Source organism: Amycolatopsis sp. EV170708-02-1 (genome assembly GCF_022479115.1).
Classification (GTDB): domain Bacteria; phylum Actinomycetota; class Actinomycetes; order Mycobacteriales; family Pseudonocardiaceae; genus Amycolatopsis.
On the sequence record NZ_CP092497.1, the window covers coordinates 8,281,785 to 8,298,350 of the forward strand.

General features: G+C 69.6%; 14 protein-coding genes and 1 pseudogene. 7 read left to right on the top strand and 8 right to left on the bottom strand.

The features are described from left to right. Positions 1 to 7 precede the first annotated feature (7 nt). The gene (locus MJQ72_RS37650; protein ID WP_240595758.1) at positions 8 to 1,363 is read right to left on the bottom strand and encodes an ATP-binding protein; all 1,356 of its coding nucleotides are present in this window, start codon (positions 1,361 to 1,363) and stop codon (positions 8 to 10) included. A 111-nt stretch (positions 1,364 to 1,474) separates the two neighbouring features. Here MJQ72_RS37650 and MJQ72_RS37655 point away from each other — a divergent pair, with 111 nt between their 5' ends. Both MJQ72_RS37655 and MJQ72_RS37660 read left to right on the top strand, forming a co-directional pair. Beyond that, the gene (locus tag MJQ72_RS37655; protein WP_240595759.1) at positions 1,475 to 2,740 is read left to right on the top strand and encodes a PspC domain-containing protein; all 1,266 of its coding nucleotides are present in this window, start codon (positions 1,475 to 1,477) and stop codon (positions 2,738 to 2,740) included. Continuing rightward, entirely contained in the window at positions 2,733 to 2,966 is a 234-nt protein-coding gene (locus MJQ72_RS37660) for a hypothetical protein (protein WP_240595760.1), read from the top strand. The genes MJQ72_RS37655 and MJQ72_RS37660 overlap by 8 nt, the downstream gene beginning before the upstream one ends. Positions 2,967 to 3,258: 292 nt before the next feature. On the opposite strand, the pseudogene guaA reads toward MJQ72_RS37660, so the two are convergent. Next, positions 3,259 to 4,814, bottom strand: a pseudogene (gene guaA / locus MJQ72_RS37665) (glutamine-hydrolyzing GMP synthase). 127 nt (positions 4,815 to 4,941) lie between these two features. Here guaA and MJQ72_RS37670 point away from each other — a divergent pair. Genes MJQ72_RS37670 through MJQ72_RS37680 form a run of 3 tightly spaced genes read left to right on the top strand, consistent with a single transcriptional unit; the run spans position 4,942 to position 8,022 of the window. After that, positions 4,942 to 5,478, top strand: coding sequence for a DinB family protein (locus tag MJQ72_RS37670; protein ID WP_240595761.1), 537 nt, complete (start codon positions 4,942 to 4,944; stop codon positions 5,476 to 5,478). Positions 5,479 to 5,522: 44 nt separating this feature from the next. Then, complete coding sequence (locus MJQ72_RS37675) at positions 5,523 to 6,557, top strand: zinc-dependent alcohol dehydrogenase family protein (protein ID WP_240595762.1); 1,035 nt, start codon at positions 5,523 to 5,525, stop codon at positions 6,555 to 6,557. A 19-nt stretch (positions 6,558 to 6,576) separates the two neighbouring features. Then, positions 6,577 to 8,022, top strand: coding sequence for an aldehyde dehydrogenase family protein (locus MJQ72_RS37680; RefSeq protein ID WP_240595763.1), 1,446 nt, complete (start codon positions 6,577 to 6,579; stop codon positions 8,020 to 8,022). Here MJQ72_RS37680 and MJQ72_RS37685 read toward each other — a convergent pair. The 4 genes from MJQ72_RS37685 to MJQ72_RS37700 are packed head-to-tail and all read right to left on the bottom strand — an operon-like array spanning position 8,019 to position 12,355. Further along, the gene (locus tag MJQ72_RS37685; protein WP_240595764.1) at positions 8,019 to 9,464 is read right to left on the bottom strand and encodes an FAD-binding oxidoreductase; all 1,446 of its coding nucleotides are present in this window, start codon (positions 9,462 to 9,464) and stop codon (positions 8,019 to 8,021) included. The genes MJQ72_RS37680 and MJQ72_RS37685 overlap by 4 nt on opposite strands. 37 nt (positions 9,465 to 9,501) lie before the next feature. Further along, complete coding sequence (locus MJQ72_RS37690) at positions 9,502 to 10,296, bottom strand: ABC transporter ATP-binding protein (protein ID WP_240595765.1); 795 nt, start codon at positions 10,294 to 10,296, stop codon at positions 9,502 to 9,504. Further along, positions 10,293 to 11,351 carry an iron chelate uptake ABC transporter family permease subunit gene (locus MJQ72_RS37695; RefSeq protein ID WP_240595766.1) on the bottom strand — a complete coding sequence of 353 codons (1,059 nt, stop codon included), beginning with the start codon at positions 11,349 to 11,351 and terminating at the stop codon, positions 10,293 to 10,295. The genes MJQ72_RS37690 and MJQ72_RS37695 overlap by 4 nt, the downstream gene beginning before the upstream one ends. Next, a complete protein-coding gene (locus tag MJQ72_RS37700) occupies positions 11,348 to 12,355 on the bottom strand; it encodes an iron ABC transporter permease (protein ID WP_240595767.1) in 1,008 nt (335 codons plus the stop codon). Before MJQ72_RS37700 ends, MJQ72_RS37695 begins: the two co-directional genes overlap by 4 nt. Before the next feature lie 53 nt (positions 12,356 to 12,408). On the opposite strand from MJQ72_RS37700, the gene MJQ72_RS37705 reads away from it, so the two are divergent. Continuing rightward, on the top strand, positions 12,409 to 13,392 hold the full coding sequence (locus MJQ72_RS37705) for an ABC transporter substrate-binding protein (RefSeq protein ID WP_240595768.1): 984 nt from the start codon (positions 12,409 to 12,411) through the stop codon (positions 13,390 to 13,392). Between the two features lie 19 nt (positions 13,393 to 13,411). Here MJQ72_RS37705 and MJQ72_RS37710 read toward each other — a convergent pair whose 3' ends face one another. Together MJQ72_RS37710 and MJQ72_RS37715 are read right to left on the bottom strand one after the other, a co-directional pair. Further along, on the bottom strand, positions 13,412 to 14,134 hold the full coding sequence (locus MJQ72_RS37710; protein WP_240595769.1) for a maleylpyruvate isomerase N-terminal domain-containing protein: 723 nt from the start codon (positions 14,132 to 14,134) through the stop codon (positions 13,412 to 13,414). Between the two features lie 64 nt (positions 14,135 to 14,198). Further along, positions 14,199 to 15,905, bottom strand: a complete 1,707-nt coding sequence (locus MJQ72_RS37715) for a GMC oxidoreductase (RefSeq protein WP_240595770.1) — start codon at positions 15,903 to 15,905, stop codon at positions 14,199 to 14,201. A gap of 77 nt (positions 15,906 to 15,982) precedes the next feature. Between MJQ72_RS37715 and MJQ72_RS37720 the strand changes: the two genes are divergently transcribed. After that, positions 15,983 to 16,546: a DinB family protein gene (locus MJQ72_RS37720; protein ID WP_240595771.1), complete on the top strand. Its 564-nt coding sequence runs from the start codon at positions 15,983 to 15,985 to the stop codon at positions 16,544 to 16,546. Positions 16,547 to 16,566 lie beyond the last annotated feature (20 nt).

Here is a 16,566-nt window from a genome sequence, read left to right on the forward strand (position 1 = left end):
AGCGACCTCACGCCGCGCCCTTCCCCGCCTTGACCGGCATCTCCAGCTGAACCTCGGTTCCTTCACCCGGTGCGGTACGCAGTTTCAGCTTCCCGCCGTGCCGCTCCATCCGCCCCCGGATGGAATCGGCGAGCCCGTGCCGATCGCTCGGCACGACGTCGGGGTCGAACCCCTTGCCCCGGTCGCGCACGAAAACCGTCACCGCGGTCGGCTCGACTTCGGCGTACACGCTGACCTCGTCGACACCTGCGTGCTTGGCTGCGTTGACGATCGCTTCGCGCGCCGCCTGGACCAACGCGGTCAGCGGCTCGTTCAGCGTCGCCTCCCCCACGACGACCTGCTGCACCGAGATCGCGAACGCGTCCTCGACCTCGCCGCACGCGGCCGCGAGCACCTCGGACAGCTGACCGCCGACGGCCTCTTCCTCGGTCTTCTTGCTCTTGCCGTACCCCGACGGCCCGTACAGCCAGCCACGCAGCTCACGTTCCTGGCCGCGCGCGAGCCTGGCGACCTCGCGCGGCGATTCGGCCTGCTTCTGGATCAACGCGAGGGTCTGGAGGACCGAGTCGTGCAGATGCGCGGCGATCTCGGCGCGTTCGTCGGTGCGGATGCGGGCGGTGCGCTCGTCGGACAGGTCGCGGACCAGGCGCAGCCAGAACGGGACGGTCAGCACGGCGACGCCGAACAGCGTCGCGATCACGGCGACCAGCGCGAACTTGACCTGGTCGATGCTGCCGCTCTCCAGGACGACGACGCCGATGCCGGTCATCACCAGCGCGACCCCGGCGACCACGCGGATCGCGGCCGACCAGCCCCCGCCGCCGAGGAATGCCGTGGCCACCCCGCCCTTGGCACTGATGCGCCAACGCCGCCGCTGCGACTCGTCGGCCTCGCGCCAGACGACGGCCGCACCGATCATCGCCAGCGCCAGCGGGATCGCGACCCAGCCGCTGATCAGGCCGGTCAGCGTGCCGCTGGCGACGGCGAGGCCGACACCCAGCGCCATGAGCCCGAAGGCCTGCTGCTTCTCCTTCGGCGCGGATTTCTCCGGCTCGACCTCGCCGGATTGCTGCTGGACGAACACCCAGAGCAGGCCGTACGCGAGCAGACCCGCGCCGTTCAGGGCGGCCAGCAACGCGAACGCGGTCCGGACCCAGAGCACCTTGACGCCGAGGTGGTCGGCGAGGCCGCCGGCGACACCCGCGATGGCACGGCCGGAACGGCGGCGATACATCTTGGGCGGCTCGAACGGTGCCGGGGACAGGCTGCCGGGAACGGGCACCGGAGGGCGCTCGATGATCGTCGGCTTCACCTGCTCGGCGAGGTCGTTGGGGGCGGATTCCTGCACGTTCTCCATGGTCACATGGAGTGGAGTACTGATCCATCGGGGAAACCCCTGACTCTTCCCGCTGGGGGAAACCTCAGGGGAGTTCCCGGATGTGGTGAGGGCCCGCCGGGGCGCATTCTTTGTGGCATGAGTGGGAGTGAGACACACGTTCCGAAGCGCGGCCCCGCGGCCGGCTTCGAGGAGACCGTCAAGGATTTCTGGCGGAGCAGGCCGGTCCGCCCGGTGGCGGGCCGCAAATTCGCCGGTGTCGCCGCGGGCATCGGCTACCGGTACGGCATCGACCCGACCGTGGTCCGTGTCGCGCTGGTCGCCGCGACGGTGTTCGGCGGGTTCGGCGTCTTCGTCTATCTGCTGGGCTGGCTGTTCCTGCCGCAGGAGGGCGACCCCGTTTCCGCGTTCGAGGGCCTGATCGGCCGGGGGCGCGCGTCGAGTTCGCCCGCGTTCGCGGTGATGCTGCTGATCCTGCTGTTCCCCGGTCTCACCTGGACCTTGAGCGGCGGCTGGATGACCGACGGCACCGGGCTGATCGGTTTCGCGCTGATGGCCGTCGCGCTGTACCTGCTGCACCGCAACCGCGGTCAGTTCAACCGGCCGTCGATGCCCACCCCGGCTCAGCCCGCCGCCGCGTTCTCGATGGCGTCGGCCGCTTCCACCTCGACGACGACCGAGGGCGGCTGGGACCCGCTCGCGGCCGACCCGTCCGCTTGGGATCTGCCGAACGCTTCGCCGTCCGGCGGGCTGCCGCCGCAGACTCCTCCGCCACCTCCTGCGCCGCCTGCGCCCCGCGGTCGTAAGTCGAAGATCGGTGTCGCGACCTTCGGGATCGCCGTACTGGTCGCCGGGGTCGGCACCGTCCTGGGGCTGGACGGCGAGGCGTGGTTCACCCCGCAACACGTCGTCGGACTCACCTTGGGGGTGATCGGCATCGGCCTGGTGGCCGGTTCGTTCGTGCGGGGCGGTCGCGGGCTGATCGGGCTCGCGGTGCCGCTGGCGATCGTCGGGATGGCGCTGACCACGGTGCCGTTCGAGAACTTCTCCGTGAAGGGTGGCGTCGGCGATCTGAAGGCGACGCCCGTCCAGGTGTCCGAGGTGCTGCCGGAGTACCACCGTTCGGCGGGGGACATCGATATCGACCTGACCAAGTTGCCGGCGGGCGCTTCGGTGTCCACGAAGGTCACCAACGGCGCGGGCAGCTCGACCGTGCTCGTCCCGGCCGGAGCCGAAGTGAAGGTCTCCTGCGAGACGGGTGCGGGCGACATCGACTGCCTCGGCCAGTCCCGCTCGGGGGTCGGCGAGGAGGTCGTCGACTTCACGTCGCCGGGCACCAACGGACAGAAGATCACCGTGAAGGTCGAGAACGGTGTCGGGAACGTGGAGGTGCGTCGTGGCTGAGTACGACTACGACAACGCGCAGACCCAGTCGGCTCAGCCCGCGAAGCGCGGGGTGGACGCCATCACCCTGTTCGTCGGGATCGCGACGCTGCTGGTGTCGGCTTACGTCCTGTCGGACGGCTCCTCGTGGCTCCCGCAGTTCGACTTCCGGTGGGTCATGGCGGGCGGGGCGATCTTCGTCGGTGTCCTGCTGCTCGCCGCTTCGCTGCGCAAGAGCCGCCGCTAGCGGCGCCGCTGACGCTCCACCCCACTCCGAAGGCCCCGGCCCCTCGCCGGGGCCTTCGCCTTGCTCCGCCCCCGGTGCCGACCTGCGTTTAGCCCCCTAATCGCGATCCGGGGCCGCCGAGGTGCCCGCGCCCGCCGACCTGCGTTTAGCGGGCTAAACGCGATCCGGGCGGCAGCGGGTGCCTGCGGCCCCAGAACGCAGTTAGCGGGCTAAACGCGATCCGGTCGCCTGGGTGCCCCCAGGGCCGGCAGATCGCGATTAGCCCGCTAAACGCAGGTCGGGACGGGAGCGGTCACTCCCACTCGATGGTGCCCGGCGGCTTGGACGTGACGTCCAGGACCACCCGGTTCACCTCGGCGACCTCGTTCGTGATGCGGGTCGAGATCCGCTCCAGCACCTCGTACGGCAGACGCGTCCAGTCCGCGGTCATCGCGTCCTCGGACGACACCGGACGCAGCACGATCGGGTGCCCGTAGGTCCGCCCGTCGCCCTGGACGCCGACGCTGCGGACGTCGGCCAGCAGCACCACCGGGCACTGCCAGATCTCGCCGTCCAGCCCGGCCGCGGTGAGCTCCTCCCGCGCGATGGCGTCCGCCGCGCGCAACGTTTCGAGCCGCTCGGCGTCGACTGCGCCGATGATCCGGATGCCGAGCCCCGGCCCCGGGAACGGCTGCCGCTGCACGATGGTCTCCGGCAGCCCGAGCTCCAGCCCGACGCGCCGCACCTCGTCCTTGAACAGCAGGCGCAGCGGCTCGACGAGCTCGAACTGCAGATCGTCGGGCAACCCGCCGACGTTGTGGTGGCTCTTGATGTTCGCCGCGCCCTCGCCGCCGCCGGACTCGACGACGTCCGGGTACAGCGTGCCCTGGACCAGGAACTTGTAGTCGCCCTCGGCCTTGAGGTCGCGCTCGGCCTGTTCGAACACGCGGATGAACTCGCGGCCGATGATCTTGCGCTTCTCTTCGGGGTCGGTGACCCCGGCCAGCGCGTCGAGGAACCGGTCGCGCGCGTCGACGGTCACCAGGTTGACCCCGGTGGCGGCGACGAAGTCGCGTTCGACCTGGGTGCGCTCGCCCGAGCGCAGCAGGCCGTGGTCGACGAACACGCAGGTCAGCCGGTCGCCGATGGCCCGCTGGACCAGCGCGGCGGCCACGGCGGAGTCGACACCGCCGGAGAGCCCGCAGATCGCCCGGCCGTCGCCGACCTGCTCGGCGATGCGCTTGACCTGGTCGTCGACGATGGACGACGTCGTCCACTGCGGCTTGATGCCCGCGATGTCGTGCAGGAAGCGGCGGAGCACCTCCTGGCCGTGCGGCGAGTGGTGCACCTCGGGGTGGTACTGGACGCCGGCGAAGCGGCGCTCGACGTCTTCGAATCCGGCGACGGCGGCGCCGTCACTCGAAGCGGTCACGGTGGCGCCCTCGGGGCCTTGGTGACGCTGTCGTTGTGGCTCATCCAGGCGGGCTGGCTGCTCGGGAGGCCGGCGTGCAGGACGCCGCCTTCACCGGCGACGCGGACCTCGGTGCGGCCGAACTCGCGGATCCCGGTCGGCTCGACGGTGCCGCCGAGGGCCTGCGCGAGCACCTGGTGGCCGTAGCAGATCCCGAGGATCGGCACGCCCGCGTCGACCAGCCCGGGGGCGAGGGCCGGCGCGTTCTCCGCGTACACGCTGGAAGGGCCACCGGAAAGGATGATCGCGGCGGGGTTCTTGGCGAGGATGTCCTCGGCGGTGGCGGTGTGCGGCACGACCTCGGAGTAGACCTGCGCCTCACGCACCCGGCGCGCGATCAGTTGCGCGTACTGCGCCCCGAAGTCCACGACGAGTACCGGACCGGTGGGACTGGGCACCTGAAACCTCCAGATCAGAGCAGTACGCTTCCCCACCATCGTCCCAGGTGGGCCCGGTCACCCCGCCGCCAACCCCCTCGCGATTCAGGACAGCGGATGACCGCGAGGCGGCCTACCGTCGGCGGACATGGGCATCGACTGGAGCAAGGAACTCTCCGAGCAGCTCGACTGGCACTGGACGAACCACCTGCGCCCTCGGCTGGAGACCCTCACCGACGACGAATACTTCTGGGAACCCGTCGAGGATTGCTGGACGGTACGGCCGGGCGAGAACGGCGAGGTCACGATCGACTGGGCGTATCCGGAGCCGTCCCCGCCGCCGGTGACGACGATCGCCTGGCGCCTCGCGCACATCATCGTCGGCGTCTTCGGGATGCGGACCGCGTCGCATTTCGGCGGCCCGCCCGCCGACTACCTGACATTCCCCTACGCGGCCTCCGCCAAAGAAGCGCTGAAGCAGCTCGACGACGCCTACGCGGGCTGGCGTGACGGCGTCCGCGCCCTCACCGCCGCAGATCTCGAACGCCCCTGCGGCGAGGCCGAGGGCCCGTACGCGGAGTACCCCTTCGCGGCCCTCGTCCTGCATATCAACCGGGAGGCCATCCACCACGGCGCTGAGATCCTCCTGCTGCGCGACCTCCACCGATCGCGTTTAGCGGGCTAAACGCGACGCGCCCATACTGAGGCCAGCCGAGGAAAGGATCCGTCTTGCGAGCGACTCTCATCTACGGCGCCGGTGACGTACGCGTCGAGACCGTCCCGGACCCGAAGCTGAGCGAGCCGACCGACGCCCTTCTCCGCGTCGTCCGCTCCTGCATCTGCGGCAGCGACCTCTGGCCGTACGGCAGCATGCCCGCACGCGACCGCGGCGTCCGGATCGGCCACGAGTTCCTCGGCGTCATCGAGGCCGTCGGCTCCGACGTCACCACGCTCAAGACGGGAGACCTCGTCGTCGCCCCCTTCGTGTACTCCGACAACACCTGCCAGTTCTGCCGCGAAGGCCTCCACACCTCCTGCCTTCACGGCGGCAACTGGGGCGCGAAGGGCGTCGACGCCGGCCAGGGCGAGGCCGTCCGCGTCCCCCAGGCCGACGGCACGCTCGTAAAGGTGCCGCACACCGAGGACGACGCCCTGCTCGCCTCGTATCTCACGCTCTCCGACGTGTTCTCGACCGGCCACCACGCCGCGGTCAAGGCAGGCGTCAACGAGCGCACCACCGTCACCGTCGTCGGCGACGGCGCCGTCGGTCTCTCCGCGGTTCTCGCGGCGAAGCGCCTCGGAGCCGAGCGCGTCATCCTGATGGGACGGCACCGCACCCGCACGGACCTCGGCCGCGAGTTCGGCGCGACCGACATCGTCGCCGAGCGCGGCGATGAAGGCATCGAGAAGGTGCGAGAGCTGACAAACGGCGAAGGCACGCACACGGTCCTCGAATGCGTCGGCACGAAGCCCGCCTTCGAGATGGGCATCGGCGCGGTCCGTCCTGGCGGCACGGTCAGCCGTGTCGGCGTGCCGCAGTACGCCGAAGGCCCGATCGGCCCGTCGCTCTTTCGTCGCAACATCACCGTCACCGGCGGAGTGGCTCCTGCCCGCCACTACATCCCCGAACTGCTCGAAGACGTGGTCGAGGGCAAGTACCAGCCGGGCAAGGTCTTCGACCGGACCATCGGGCTCGAAGAGGTTCCCGACGGCTACCGCGCGATGGCGGACCGCGAAGCGCTCAAGGTGCTCGTCGAACCCTGACTGGAATACCTTGTCACCCATGGACATGATCACCCCGGAGCCGCGCCCCGCCTGGATCGCCGGACGCCCCGAGCAGGGCACTTCGACGCTCACCGTGCACCACCCTTTCGACGGAAGCGAAGTGGCCACCGTCGCGATACCCGGCCCTGATCAGGTCGAGCGGGCGGTGAGCGCGGCGGTGAGCGTCGCGAAGGAGTTCCGGCGTTCCTCGGCGCACAGCCGCGCCGCGGCGCTCGACCACGTTTCGCGGGTCATCGCCGGCCGGGCCGAGGAGATCGCCGAGGTCATCACCGCCGAGAACGGCAAGCCGCTCAAGTGGGCCGAAGCCGAGGTGCGGCGCGCGGTGTCGGTGTTCCGGATCGCCGCCGAGGAGGCCCGCCGGTTCAGCGGTGATCTGCAGCGGCTGGACACCGACCCGGCGGGCGAAGGCAGGCTGGCGCTCACCCGCCGCATCCCGCGCGGCCCGGTGCTGGGGATCGCGCCGTTCAACTTCCCGCTGAACCTGGTGGCGCACAAGGTCGCGCCGTCGCTCGCGGTCGGCGCGCCGATCATCGTGAAGCCCGCGCCGCGGACACCGCTGGCCGCGCTGATCCTCGGCGAGATCCTGGCCGAGACCGATCTGCCGGAGGGCGCGTTCTCGGTGCTGCCGCTCGGTAATGAGGAGACGTCGGCGCTGGTCGCGGATCCCCGGCTGCCGGTCGTGTCGTTCACCGGTTCGGGCCCGGTCGGCTGGTCGATCGCGGATGCCGCGCCGCGCAAGCATGTCGTGCTCGAACTCGGGGGCAACGCGGCCGCCGTCGTGCTCCGTGACTGGCCGGACCCCGAGGGAGCGGCGGAGCGGATCGCGACCTTCGGCAACTACCAGGCCGGGCAGTCCTGTATCGCCGTGCAACGCGTGATCGTCGAACGCGAGGTCGCCGAGGAATTCGTGCCCGCCTTGGTGGAAGCCGTGAAGGCCCAGCGGACCGGCGACCCGTACGACAAGAACACCGATGTGGGCCCGGTCGTCGACGAGGCCGCCGCGGAGCGGATCGTGGCCTGGATCGACGAAGCCGTCGCCGCGGGCGCGAAGATCCTCACCGGCGGCAAGCGTGACGGCGCCACGGTGGAGCCGACCGTGCTCACCGACGTCCCACCGTCCACAAAGGCCTGGGCCGAGGAGATCTTCGGCCCGGTGCTCGCGGTGTCCATTGTGGATGGTGTCGACGAGGCCTTCGCGTCGGTCAACGAATCCGCCTACGGCTTGCAGGCCGGAGTGTTCACCCGCGACGTCCATCTCGCCTTCTACGCGTCGACGGAGCTGGAGGTCGGCGGCGTGATCATCGGCGATGTCCCGTCCTACCGCGCGGACCAGATGCCGTACGGCGGCGTCAAGGGATCGGGCGTCGGCCGGGAAGGCGTGCTCGCCGCGATGCACGACCTCACCGAGGAACGGGTCACCGTCTTCACCGGCATCGATCTCTAATCCGGAGTGACGGCCTGCGCGAACCCGAAGACCTTGTCCGGGTCGTAGGTTTTGGCCACCTGCTTGAGGCGGGTGGCATTGCCGCCGTAGTACGCCGTCATCCAGTCGGGCAGGGCGGGGTCGATGTAGTTGACGTAGCCCCCGCCCAGCCCGAGACCCGTCACCACTTCCGCGACGGAATCCGTTGCCACGGAAAGGTTACGCGTATCGGCCTGACTGTAGATCTGCACGCTGCCGATCGCCTTCCGGTGCCAGAACGCGGTGGCGTCCGGCGCGACGTCGGCGACGGCGCCGCCGAGACCGTCGACCAGGAGATCCATCCCGCGCCTGCCCTTGAGCACGGACGTCAGCTTCGCGGGGTCCGCCGGTTCTTCGAGTATTCGTGACGAGGCCACAAAGGACTGTCGGCTTTCGCTGCCGGAGAAGTACTTCATCGCACCGAGGTAGTCGAGCTGCTTGACGGAACGCGTCGCACCGGGGAATCCGTCCAGCAACTTGCCCAAGGAAGCGGAATCGCCGACGTAGCAACCGGAGATGCGCGCGCCGACCGGCGATCCACCGGACAGCACGACATTCGCCCACAACTCGGGCGGAGCTTCGGGAAGCCATCGCTGCCACTCGGCGAGCACGTCGTCCGCGCTGCCCACCGGAAAGCGCAGCGAGAACACCGAAACGGCCGAAGGCGCCGGATCGGTGCGAAAGGTGAACGAGGTGACGACACCGAAGTTGCCGCCTCCCCCACCGCGCAACGCCCAGAACAGCTCGGGCTCGGACTCCGCCGACGCCGTCCGCAGCTTCCCGTCCGCCGTCACGACTCGCGCGGACACCAGGTGATCACAGGTGAGGCCGTATTTTCGGGCGAGGACACCGATTCCACCGCCGAGGGTCAGCCCGGCGATCCCGACACTGGGACAGGAACCAGCGGGCAGGCAACGACCTGCCGCGCCGAGCGTCGCGTAGACGTTCTTCAATTTCGCACCCGCGCCGATCACGACCTGTTCACCTTGGACGTCCACTGAGGACATTCCGCCGAGGTCAATCATCAAGCCGCCATCGGGAACCGAGTAGCCGGCGTAGCTGTGCCCACCACTGCGCGCGGCGATGGGAACTCGTCTCGCGGCAGCGGAAACGGCAGCCTGCACGTCTTCGGGCTTGGCGCATTTCGCGATCGCGGCGGGCTTGAGCCCGTCGAAGGCCGGGTTGAACACGCGTTTGGCGCTGTCGTAGCCGGAATCCCCCGGCAAGAGCAGGGAAACCTTGTTCCGCAACGCCGCCCAGTCCGGCGGCCCGGACGGCGGCGTGACGCCGGTGCTCGGCGGCAACGAAGTTCCCGGCGCGGAGCTGGGCGCCTGGGCCGGAGGCGCGGCGGAACACGCCGTCGCGGCCACCCCGGCCGCCGTCGCACCGGCGAGTTTGAGGAAGTTCCTTCGCCCCAGCTTCATGTCCGTTAGACGCCCGTGGGGCGGGCAGGTTGCGACGCTACGCCCGAAGGTGTGCGCTCACCGGCACGACCAGCGGGGTACCGGACACCGGATCCTCCATGACCTTCGCCGACAGGCCGAAGATCTCGTCGAGGAGCGGCTCGGTGAGGACCTCCGCGGGCGGGCCCTGCGCGACGATCCGGCCGTCGCGCATCGCCACCAGCTTGTCCGCGTACCTGGCGGCGAGGTTCAGGTCGTGCAGCACCATCACCACGGTGGTCCCGCGATCCTTGTGCAGCCGGTAGACCAGGTCCAGGACGTCGATCTGGTGCGCGAGGTCGAGGTAGGTGATCGGCTCGTCCAGCAGGAGCAGCCCGGTCTCCTGGGCCAGCGTCATCGAGATCCACGCCCGCTGACGCTGCCCGCCGGAAAGCTGGTCGACGACCCGGCCCGCGAACTCGTCCATCCCGGTCAGCCGCAGCGCCCGTTCGATCGCCTCGTCATCGGAGGAGGACCACTGCCGGTACCAGCTCTGGTGCGGATGCCGCCCGCGCCGGACCAGATCGGAGACGGTCAGCCCTTCGGGGGCGGACGGCGTCTGCGGCAACAGGCCGATGATCTTGGCGACCTCGCGGGTCGGCAGCTTGTCGATCCGCTCGCCGTCCAGCAGTACCGCGCCCTCGCGTGGCTTGAGCAACCGCGCCAGCGCCCGCAGCAGGGTGGATTTGCCACAGCCGTTGGGGCCGATGATCGCGGTGACGGTCCCGTCGAGGACGTCGAGGTCGAGCCCGGTCACGACGGGCTTTTCGCCGTAACCGAGTTCCAGTTCCCGGGCACGCAGTCTGGCATTCACGCGCGCTCCTCCTTACGGCTGCGGACGAACAGGAAGATCAGGTACGGCGCGCCGAGGATCGCCGTCAGCACGCCGACCGGGAGCCCGGACAGGACCGGGGTCACCCGCACCACGAAGTCCGCGCCGACGGTCAGCAGCGCGCCGAGGAGCATCGATCCGAACAGCGGCGGCTGCGCCGAGCGGACCAGCCTCAAGGCGATCTGCGGGGTGGCCAGCGCGACGAAGGTGATCGGGCCCGCGGCCGCGGTGGCGACGGCGGCCAAGGCCGCTCCGAGCAGCAGCAAGGTCGCCCGGGCGGCGTCGACCCGGATACCGAGGCCGCGCGCGGTGTCGTCGCCGAACTGCAGCCCGCCGATGGTGTGCCCGGCGATCAGTGTGACCGGGGCGAGCACGGCCAGTGCGAGCAGGACCGGGGCGACCGATTCCCAGCCGACGTCGGCGAGGCTGCCCACGATCCACGTCGTCGCGCGCGCGGCGTTGTCGACGTCTCCGATGGTCAGCATCCAGTACACGAGGTTGTAGCCGACGGCCGAAAGCGCGATACCGATCAGCACGAGCCGGTAGCCGTCGATCCCGCGCCGCCAGGAAAGCGCGTACAGCAGGATTCCCGCGATCACCCCGCCCGCCAGCCCGGCGAGCGGGACGCCCAGCGTGCTCGCCAGGCCGCTGACCTGGCCGCCGGTGCCGCCGGCGACGATCACGCCGACCGCGCCGACGCCCGCGCCCCAGGTGATCCCGAGGATGTCCGGGCTGGCCAGCGGGTTCCGGGCGATGGTCTGGAACAGCGCGCCCGAAAGACCGAGTGCGGCGCCGACGCCGATCGCGGTCAGCGTGCGCGGCATCCGCAGGTCGAAGATGATCCCGCGTTCCCGCGCGGTGCCGCCGCCGAACAGTGTCTTCAGGACGTCGCCGAGGCCGATGTGGGAGGTGCCGATGCCGATGTTCAGCGCCGCGACCAGCACCAGCGCGACCGCCGCGAGGATCGCGACGGCGAGCGTCCTCGGCCGGACCGTCCAGGCAGCCGGGCCGAACGAGATCACCTTGGGAGCCGTCATATCCGTGCCAGGCCCTTCTTGCGGACGAGGTGGACGAACACCGGCACGCCGAGCACCGCCAGCATGATGCCGACCTCCAGGCTGTCCGAGGCGACGACGCGGCCGAGGAGGTCCGCGGCGAGCAGCAGGATCGCGCCGAGCACGGCCGAGAACGGCACCAGCCAGCGGTAGTCGGGTCCGCTGATCGCCCGCGCGAAATGCGGGACGAGCAGGCCGAGGAACGCGATCGGCCCGCAGGCGGCGACGGCGGCTCCGGTCAGCAGCGTGATCGCCGCGACCCCGAGCAACCGCGTCCGGCCGACCCGCCGTCCGAGCGCGACGGCCACGTCCTCACCGAGCGCGAGCGTGTTCATCCCCGGGGTGTTGATCACCGCGAGGAGCAGGCCGGCCGCCACGAAGGGGGCGATCTGGCCGATCATCGCGGGGTCGCGGCCCGCGATCGAACCCACATGCCAGAAGCGATAGGTCTCCATCCCGCGGTCGTCGCCGAGCACGATCGCGGAGATGATGCCGTTGAGCAGGGCGCTCACCGCGGCTCCGGCCAGCGCCAGCGTCACCGGGGTGGCGCCGCGGCCGCCGACGGCGCCGAGCAGGAACACCACGGCGCTCGCGACGAGGGCACCCGCGAAGCCGAACCAGATGAACGCGTAGAGGTCGTCGATGCCCAGCACGACGACGGCGAGCACCACCGCGAACGCCGCGCCCTGGGTGACGCCGAGCAGACCGGGGTCCGCGAGCGGGTTCCGGGTGTGGCCCTGCATGAGCGCCCCGGCCGCGCCGAGCGCGAGTCCCGCCAGGACACCGAGCAGCGTGCGCGGCACCCGCAACGAACGGACGATCAGGTGATCCGGCACACCCGTGGGATGGAAGATCGCGTCCCAGACGACACCCAAAGGAATCGAACGCGCACCGAGGGCGACACTCGCGACGCAGATCACAGCCAGAAGGGTGACGAGCAGAGCTCCCGCTGTCGCCTTTCCAACACGAACTTCCACTGTGGACATCCGCCATCCTATGCTCCGGTTAGGAAAGCCTAACCGCAGAGAAAGAGTGACCCATGACCCCACCCCGGCGCGCAATCGTCGCCTTCGTCGTGACAGCCTGCCTGGCACTCTCCGCATGCGGTGGCGGAGCACAGGAATCCGCCTCCACCGGCACCGCCCAAAGTGGATTCCCGCGCACCGTCGAGCACGTGATGGGCTCGACCACGATCGACAAGCAGCCCGCCACCGTCGCGGCGCTCGACTCCAGCTACGTCGACGCGGCGCTCGCGCTCGAGGCGAAGGTCGTGGCGTACACCAAATATCGCAACTACGACAAGCTGCCGGACTACCTGGGCGACGACCGCAAGTACGCGGAGGGCGCCAAGGAGATCGGCGCGCTCGAAAGCCCGGACATCGAGAAGCTGTACGACATCAAGCCGGATCTGATCGTTTCGGCGAAGGTGCGCCACGAGAAGTTCTACGCGGAGTTCAGCAAGGTCGCACCCACGGTGTTCAGCCAGACCACCGGCGCCACCTGGAAGGACAACATCCGCATGCTCGGCAAGGCGCTGGGCAAGGAAGCCTTGGCGGAGCAGAAGATCAAGGCCTACGAGGAGCGCGCCCGCAAGGTCGGCGAGGCGATCAAGGCCAAACTCGGCAAGCCCGCGACCGTCTCCGTGGTCCGCTTCATCGAAGGAGAACCCACGGTGCGGCTCTACAGCAGCGCGTCGTTCCCCGGCACCGTGATGGCCGACGCCGGGCTCCAGCGCCCCGCCGGCCAGCCGGACAACAAGGCGAAGATCTCCAACGACCTGAGCCAGGAAGAGATCGGGAAGCTCGACGCCGAGGCGATCTTCGTCGCCAGCTACACCGATGAGACCAAGCAGGCCGAGAACCCGAAGACGAAGTTCGAAACGAACCCGCTTTGGGGAACCCTCAAGGGCAAGAAGATCGACGTCAACGACACCACCTGGTTCACCTCGGTGAGCCTGCAGGGCGCGAACGCCATGCTCGACGACCTCGCGAAGCAGTTCGGCGTGGACTCGTTCCGCGCTTAGTCCTTTGTGGACCGCGCCGTCACAGCCACCGCGGCAGTGGTGGCGCGGTACCGTCCAAAGTGGATCCATCGCTGCGGCCGGTGATCCACGCCAGGACGTCGCCCGGGGAGCCGGTCAGCGTGACCGGCTCTCCGGTGCCCATCCGCCATTCGTGCCGGGCCCCGTCGGAGCCGACGGCGATCAGCAGGACGGAGGGCAGCTCGCCGCCGTACATGCCGATGGCGTTGCCGACGACGATCTCGAACTCGTCGCCGAGCAAGTCGGCGACGCGGGCCCAGTCGTAGCCGAGATCGAGATCCGCCAAGTGGATGGCGGTTTCGGAGAGCCTGAGCCACAGCACGAACTCCGCCGGGATCTCCCGCCCCTGCCGGGCACGCACCCGGGCCTGCCATGCCTCGTCCGGCAGATCCGACGCGACCTCGACGAACCGTGCCGCGGCGGCGACGACGTCTTCGGCGATCTCCTCGGCGGACCGGTACGCGCCCTTCTCGATGTCGTCGTCCCTGGCCGCCTCACCGGCGTACATCGGCGTCTCGACACCCGATTTCGCCCAGGTGAGCAGGTTGACCAGGCCGTCGGCGTTGCGCGCGAGATGGGACAGCAGATGCGCCCGCGTCCAGCCGGGCAATCCGCTGGGGGCGCGCACGGCCTCCTCGTCGAGCCCGCGCGCCAGCCGCGCCCATTCCTCGTGCAGGGCGCGGACGCGGTTCAGCAGGACGTGTGCGCGTTCGGAGGCTGTCACGTCCTCGAATTTACCCGTCAGGCGAAGCCTGTCCGTTGAGGGCGGCGGCGGGGCGGGGTCCGGGCTAGCGCCGAAGCGCCGCCGGCGCGTCGGCCGGAACCGCGGGATTCTTCGGCGCGATCGGTTCGAGCCGCGCGTACGGCGAGTCCTGCGCCGGCCTGCTGTCCTGCTCGCCCTTGTTCGGCCAGAACGAGAAGGCCCGCTCAGCCTGTGCGGTGATGGTCAGCGAGGGGTTCACCCCGAGGTTGGCCGTGATCGCCGAACCATCCACAATGGACAGACCTGGGTAGTTGAAGACCCGGTGGTACGGGTCGATCACACCGTTGTCGGCGGCCGTGCCGATCGGAGCGCCGCCGATGAAGTGCGCCGTGAGCGGGATGTCGAAGATCTCGCCCCAGGTGCCGCCCGCCATCCCGCCGATACGCTCGGCGGTGCGGAGGTTGGCCTCGTGCCCGGCGGGGATGAAGCTGGGGTTCGGCTCGCCGTGGCCCTGTTTGGACGTGTACTTGCGGCGGCCGAAGAGCCCGCGCTTGGTGTACGTGGTGATCGAGTTGTCGAGGCTCTGCATCACCAGCAGGATCACCGTGCGCTCGCTCCAGCGGTAGCCGTTGAGCAGCTTCACGGTCTGGACCGGGTGCTTGACCATGAAGTTCACGGCCTGGCGCCAGCGCGGGACCGCCGAGTCGCCTTCGGTGGCGATGGTCTGGAGCAGACTCATCGCGTTGCTGCCCTTGCCGTAGCGGACGGGCTCGATATGCGTGTTGTCGTCGGGGTGGATCGACGACGTGATCGCGACGCCGCGGCTGAAGTTCCGCTCCTCGTCGACCGAGGTGCGGGCGGCGCCGATGATGGCCTCGGAGTTGGTACGGGTCAGCTCGCCGAGACGCGGCGAGAGCTTCGGCAGCTTGGCGGTGTCGCGCATGCTGTGGAGCAGGTTCTGCGTGCCCCACGTGCCGGCGGCGAGCACCACCTGCGCGGCGGTGAGCTTGTGCCGGAACTTGCGCGAGGTGGTCCCGGTCTTCCTGATGCTCACCTCGTACCCACCTGCGTTTAGCGGGCTAATCGCGCTCACGGTGGTGAGGGGGATGACCTTCGCGCCGTCCTTCTCCGCGAGGTAGAGGTAGTTCTTGACCAGCGTGTTCTTGGCGCCGACGCGGCAGCCGGTCATACAGGCACCGCATTCGGTGCAGCCGGTGCGCGCCGGACCCGCGCCGCCGAAGTACGGGTCCTCGGCGCGCTCCCCCGGCTTGCCGAAGTACACGCCGACGGGCGTCGGGTGGTACGACTCCGGTACGCCCATGTCCGCGGCGACGCCCTTCATGACGACGTCGGACGGCGTGACGCTGGGGTTGGTGACCACGCCCAGCATCCGGCTGGCCTGGTCGTAATGCGGGCCGAGCTCGGCCTCCCAGTCGGTGATGTGGGACCACTGCGGGTCCACGTAGAACGGCTTCAGCGGGCGGTACAGCGTGTTCGCGTAGACCAGCGAGCCGCCGCCGACACCCGCGCCGGCGAGCACCATGACGTCCTTGAGCATGTGGATGCGCTGGATGCCGTAGCAGCCGACCTGCGGCGCCCAGACGTAGCGGCGAAGGTCCCAGGACGTCTTCGCGAACTCGTCGTCGGCGAAGCGGCGCCCCGCCTCGATGACGGCGACGCGGTAGCCCTTCTCGGTCAGGCGGAGGGCGGCGACACTGCCGCCGAACCCGGAGCCGACGACGATCACGTCGTAGTCGAAGTCGTCTTCAGTGGTGGTGTTACTCGCAGTCACACCCTCGACTGTAACCCCGGCCACCCCTTCTGACCAGAGGTAAGTTACTCGCCGGTTACCTTCCACTCGGATGGTGCATGCTCGGACTCGTGATCGACGATTTCGCGAAGGAATACCTGCACAGTGACCTGCGAGAGATCCGTGAAGCGATGCTCCGGAAGCTCGACGGGCTTTCCGAGTACGACGTCCGGCGTCCGCTGACCTCGACGGGGACCAACCTTCTCGGCCTGGTCAAGCACCTGGCGGCATGGGAGGCCCGCTACTTCGGCGAGGTCTTCGATCGGCCGTTTCCCGGTGTCGTCCCCGAGCGCGGGACCGACTTGTGGGCGACCGAGGCGGAAAGCCGCGAGGAGATCATCAGCTACTACCGGCGCGTCTGGGAGCACTCCGACGCGACCATCGCCGCACTTGCTCTCGACTCGCCCGGACGCGTGCCGTGGTGGCCGAGGCCCGACGTGATGCTGTTCAACATCCTGGTCCACATGCTCACCGAAACCAGCCGGCACGCCGGGCACGCCGACATCCTGCGAGAGCACCTGGACGGCTCGGTCGACCTTGCCCCCGCCAAGGACCCCGCCTTCTGGGAATCCCGCCGCGCCGAAATCGACCGCGCCGCCAAGGCGGCCTCAGAGCGCCTTTAGCAGGCTAAACGCGAAACTGA

Excerpts from the sequence above, each read along its gene's own strand:
- MJQ72_RS37655 (WP_240595759.1), top strand. The coding sequence starts at position 1,475 with ATGAGTGGGAGTGAGACACACGTTCCGAAGCGCGGCCCCGCGGCCGGC.
- MJQ72_RS37670 (WP_240595761.1), top strand. The coding sequence starts at position 4,942 with ATGGGCATCGACTGGAGCAAGGAACTCTCCGAGCAGCTCGACTGGCAC.
- MJQ72_RS37680 (WP_240595763.1), top strand. The coding sequence starts at position 6,577 with ATGGACATGATCACCCCGGAGCCGCGCCCCGCCTGGATCGCCGGACGC.
- MJQ72_RS37685 (WP_240595764.1), bottom strand. The coding sequence starts at position 9,464 with ATGAAGCTGGGGCGAAGGAACTTCCTCAAACTCGCCGGTGCGACGGCG.
- MJQ72_RS37695 (WP_240595766.1), bottom strand. The coding sequence starts at position 11,351 with ATGACGGCTCCCAAGGTGATCTCGTTCGGCCCGGCTGCCTGGACGGTC.
- MJQ72_RS37700 (WP_240595767.1), bottom strand. The coding sequence starts at position 12,355 with ATGTCCACAGTGGAAGTTCGTGTTGGAAAGGCGACAGCGGGAGCTCTG.
- MJQ72_RS37705 (WP_240595768.1), top strand. The coding sequence starts at position 12,409 with ATGACCCCACCCCGGCGCGCAATCGTCGCCTTCGTCGTGACAGCCTGC.
- MJQ72_RS37720 (WP_240595771.1), top strand. The coding sequence starts at position 15,983 with ATGCTCGGACTCGTGATCGACGATTTCGCGAAGGAATACCTGCACAGT.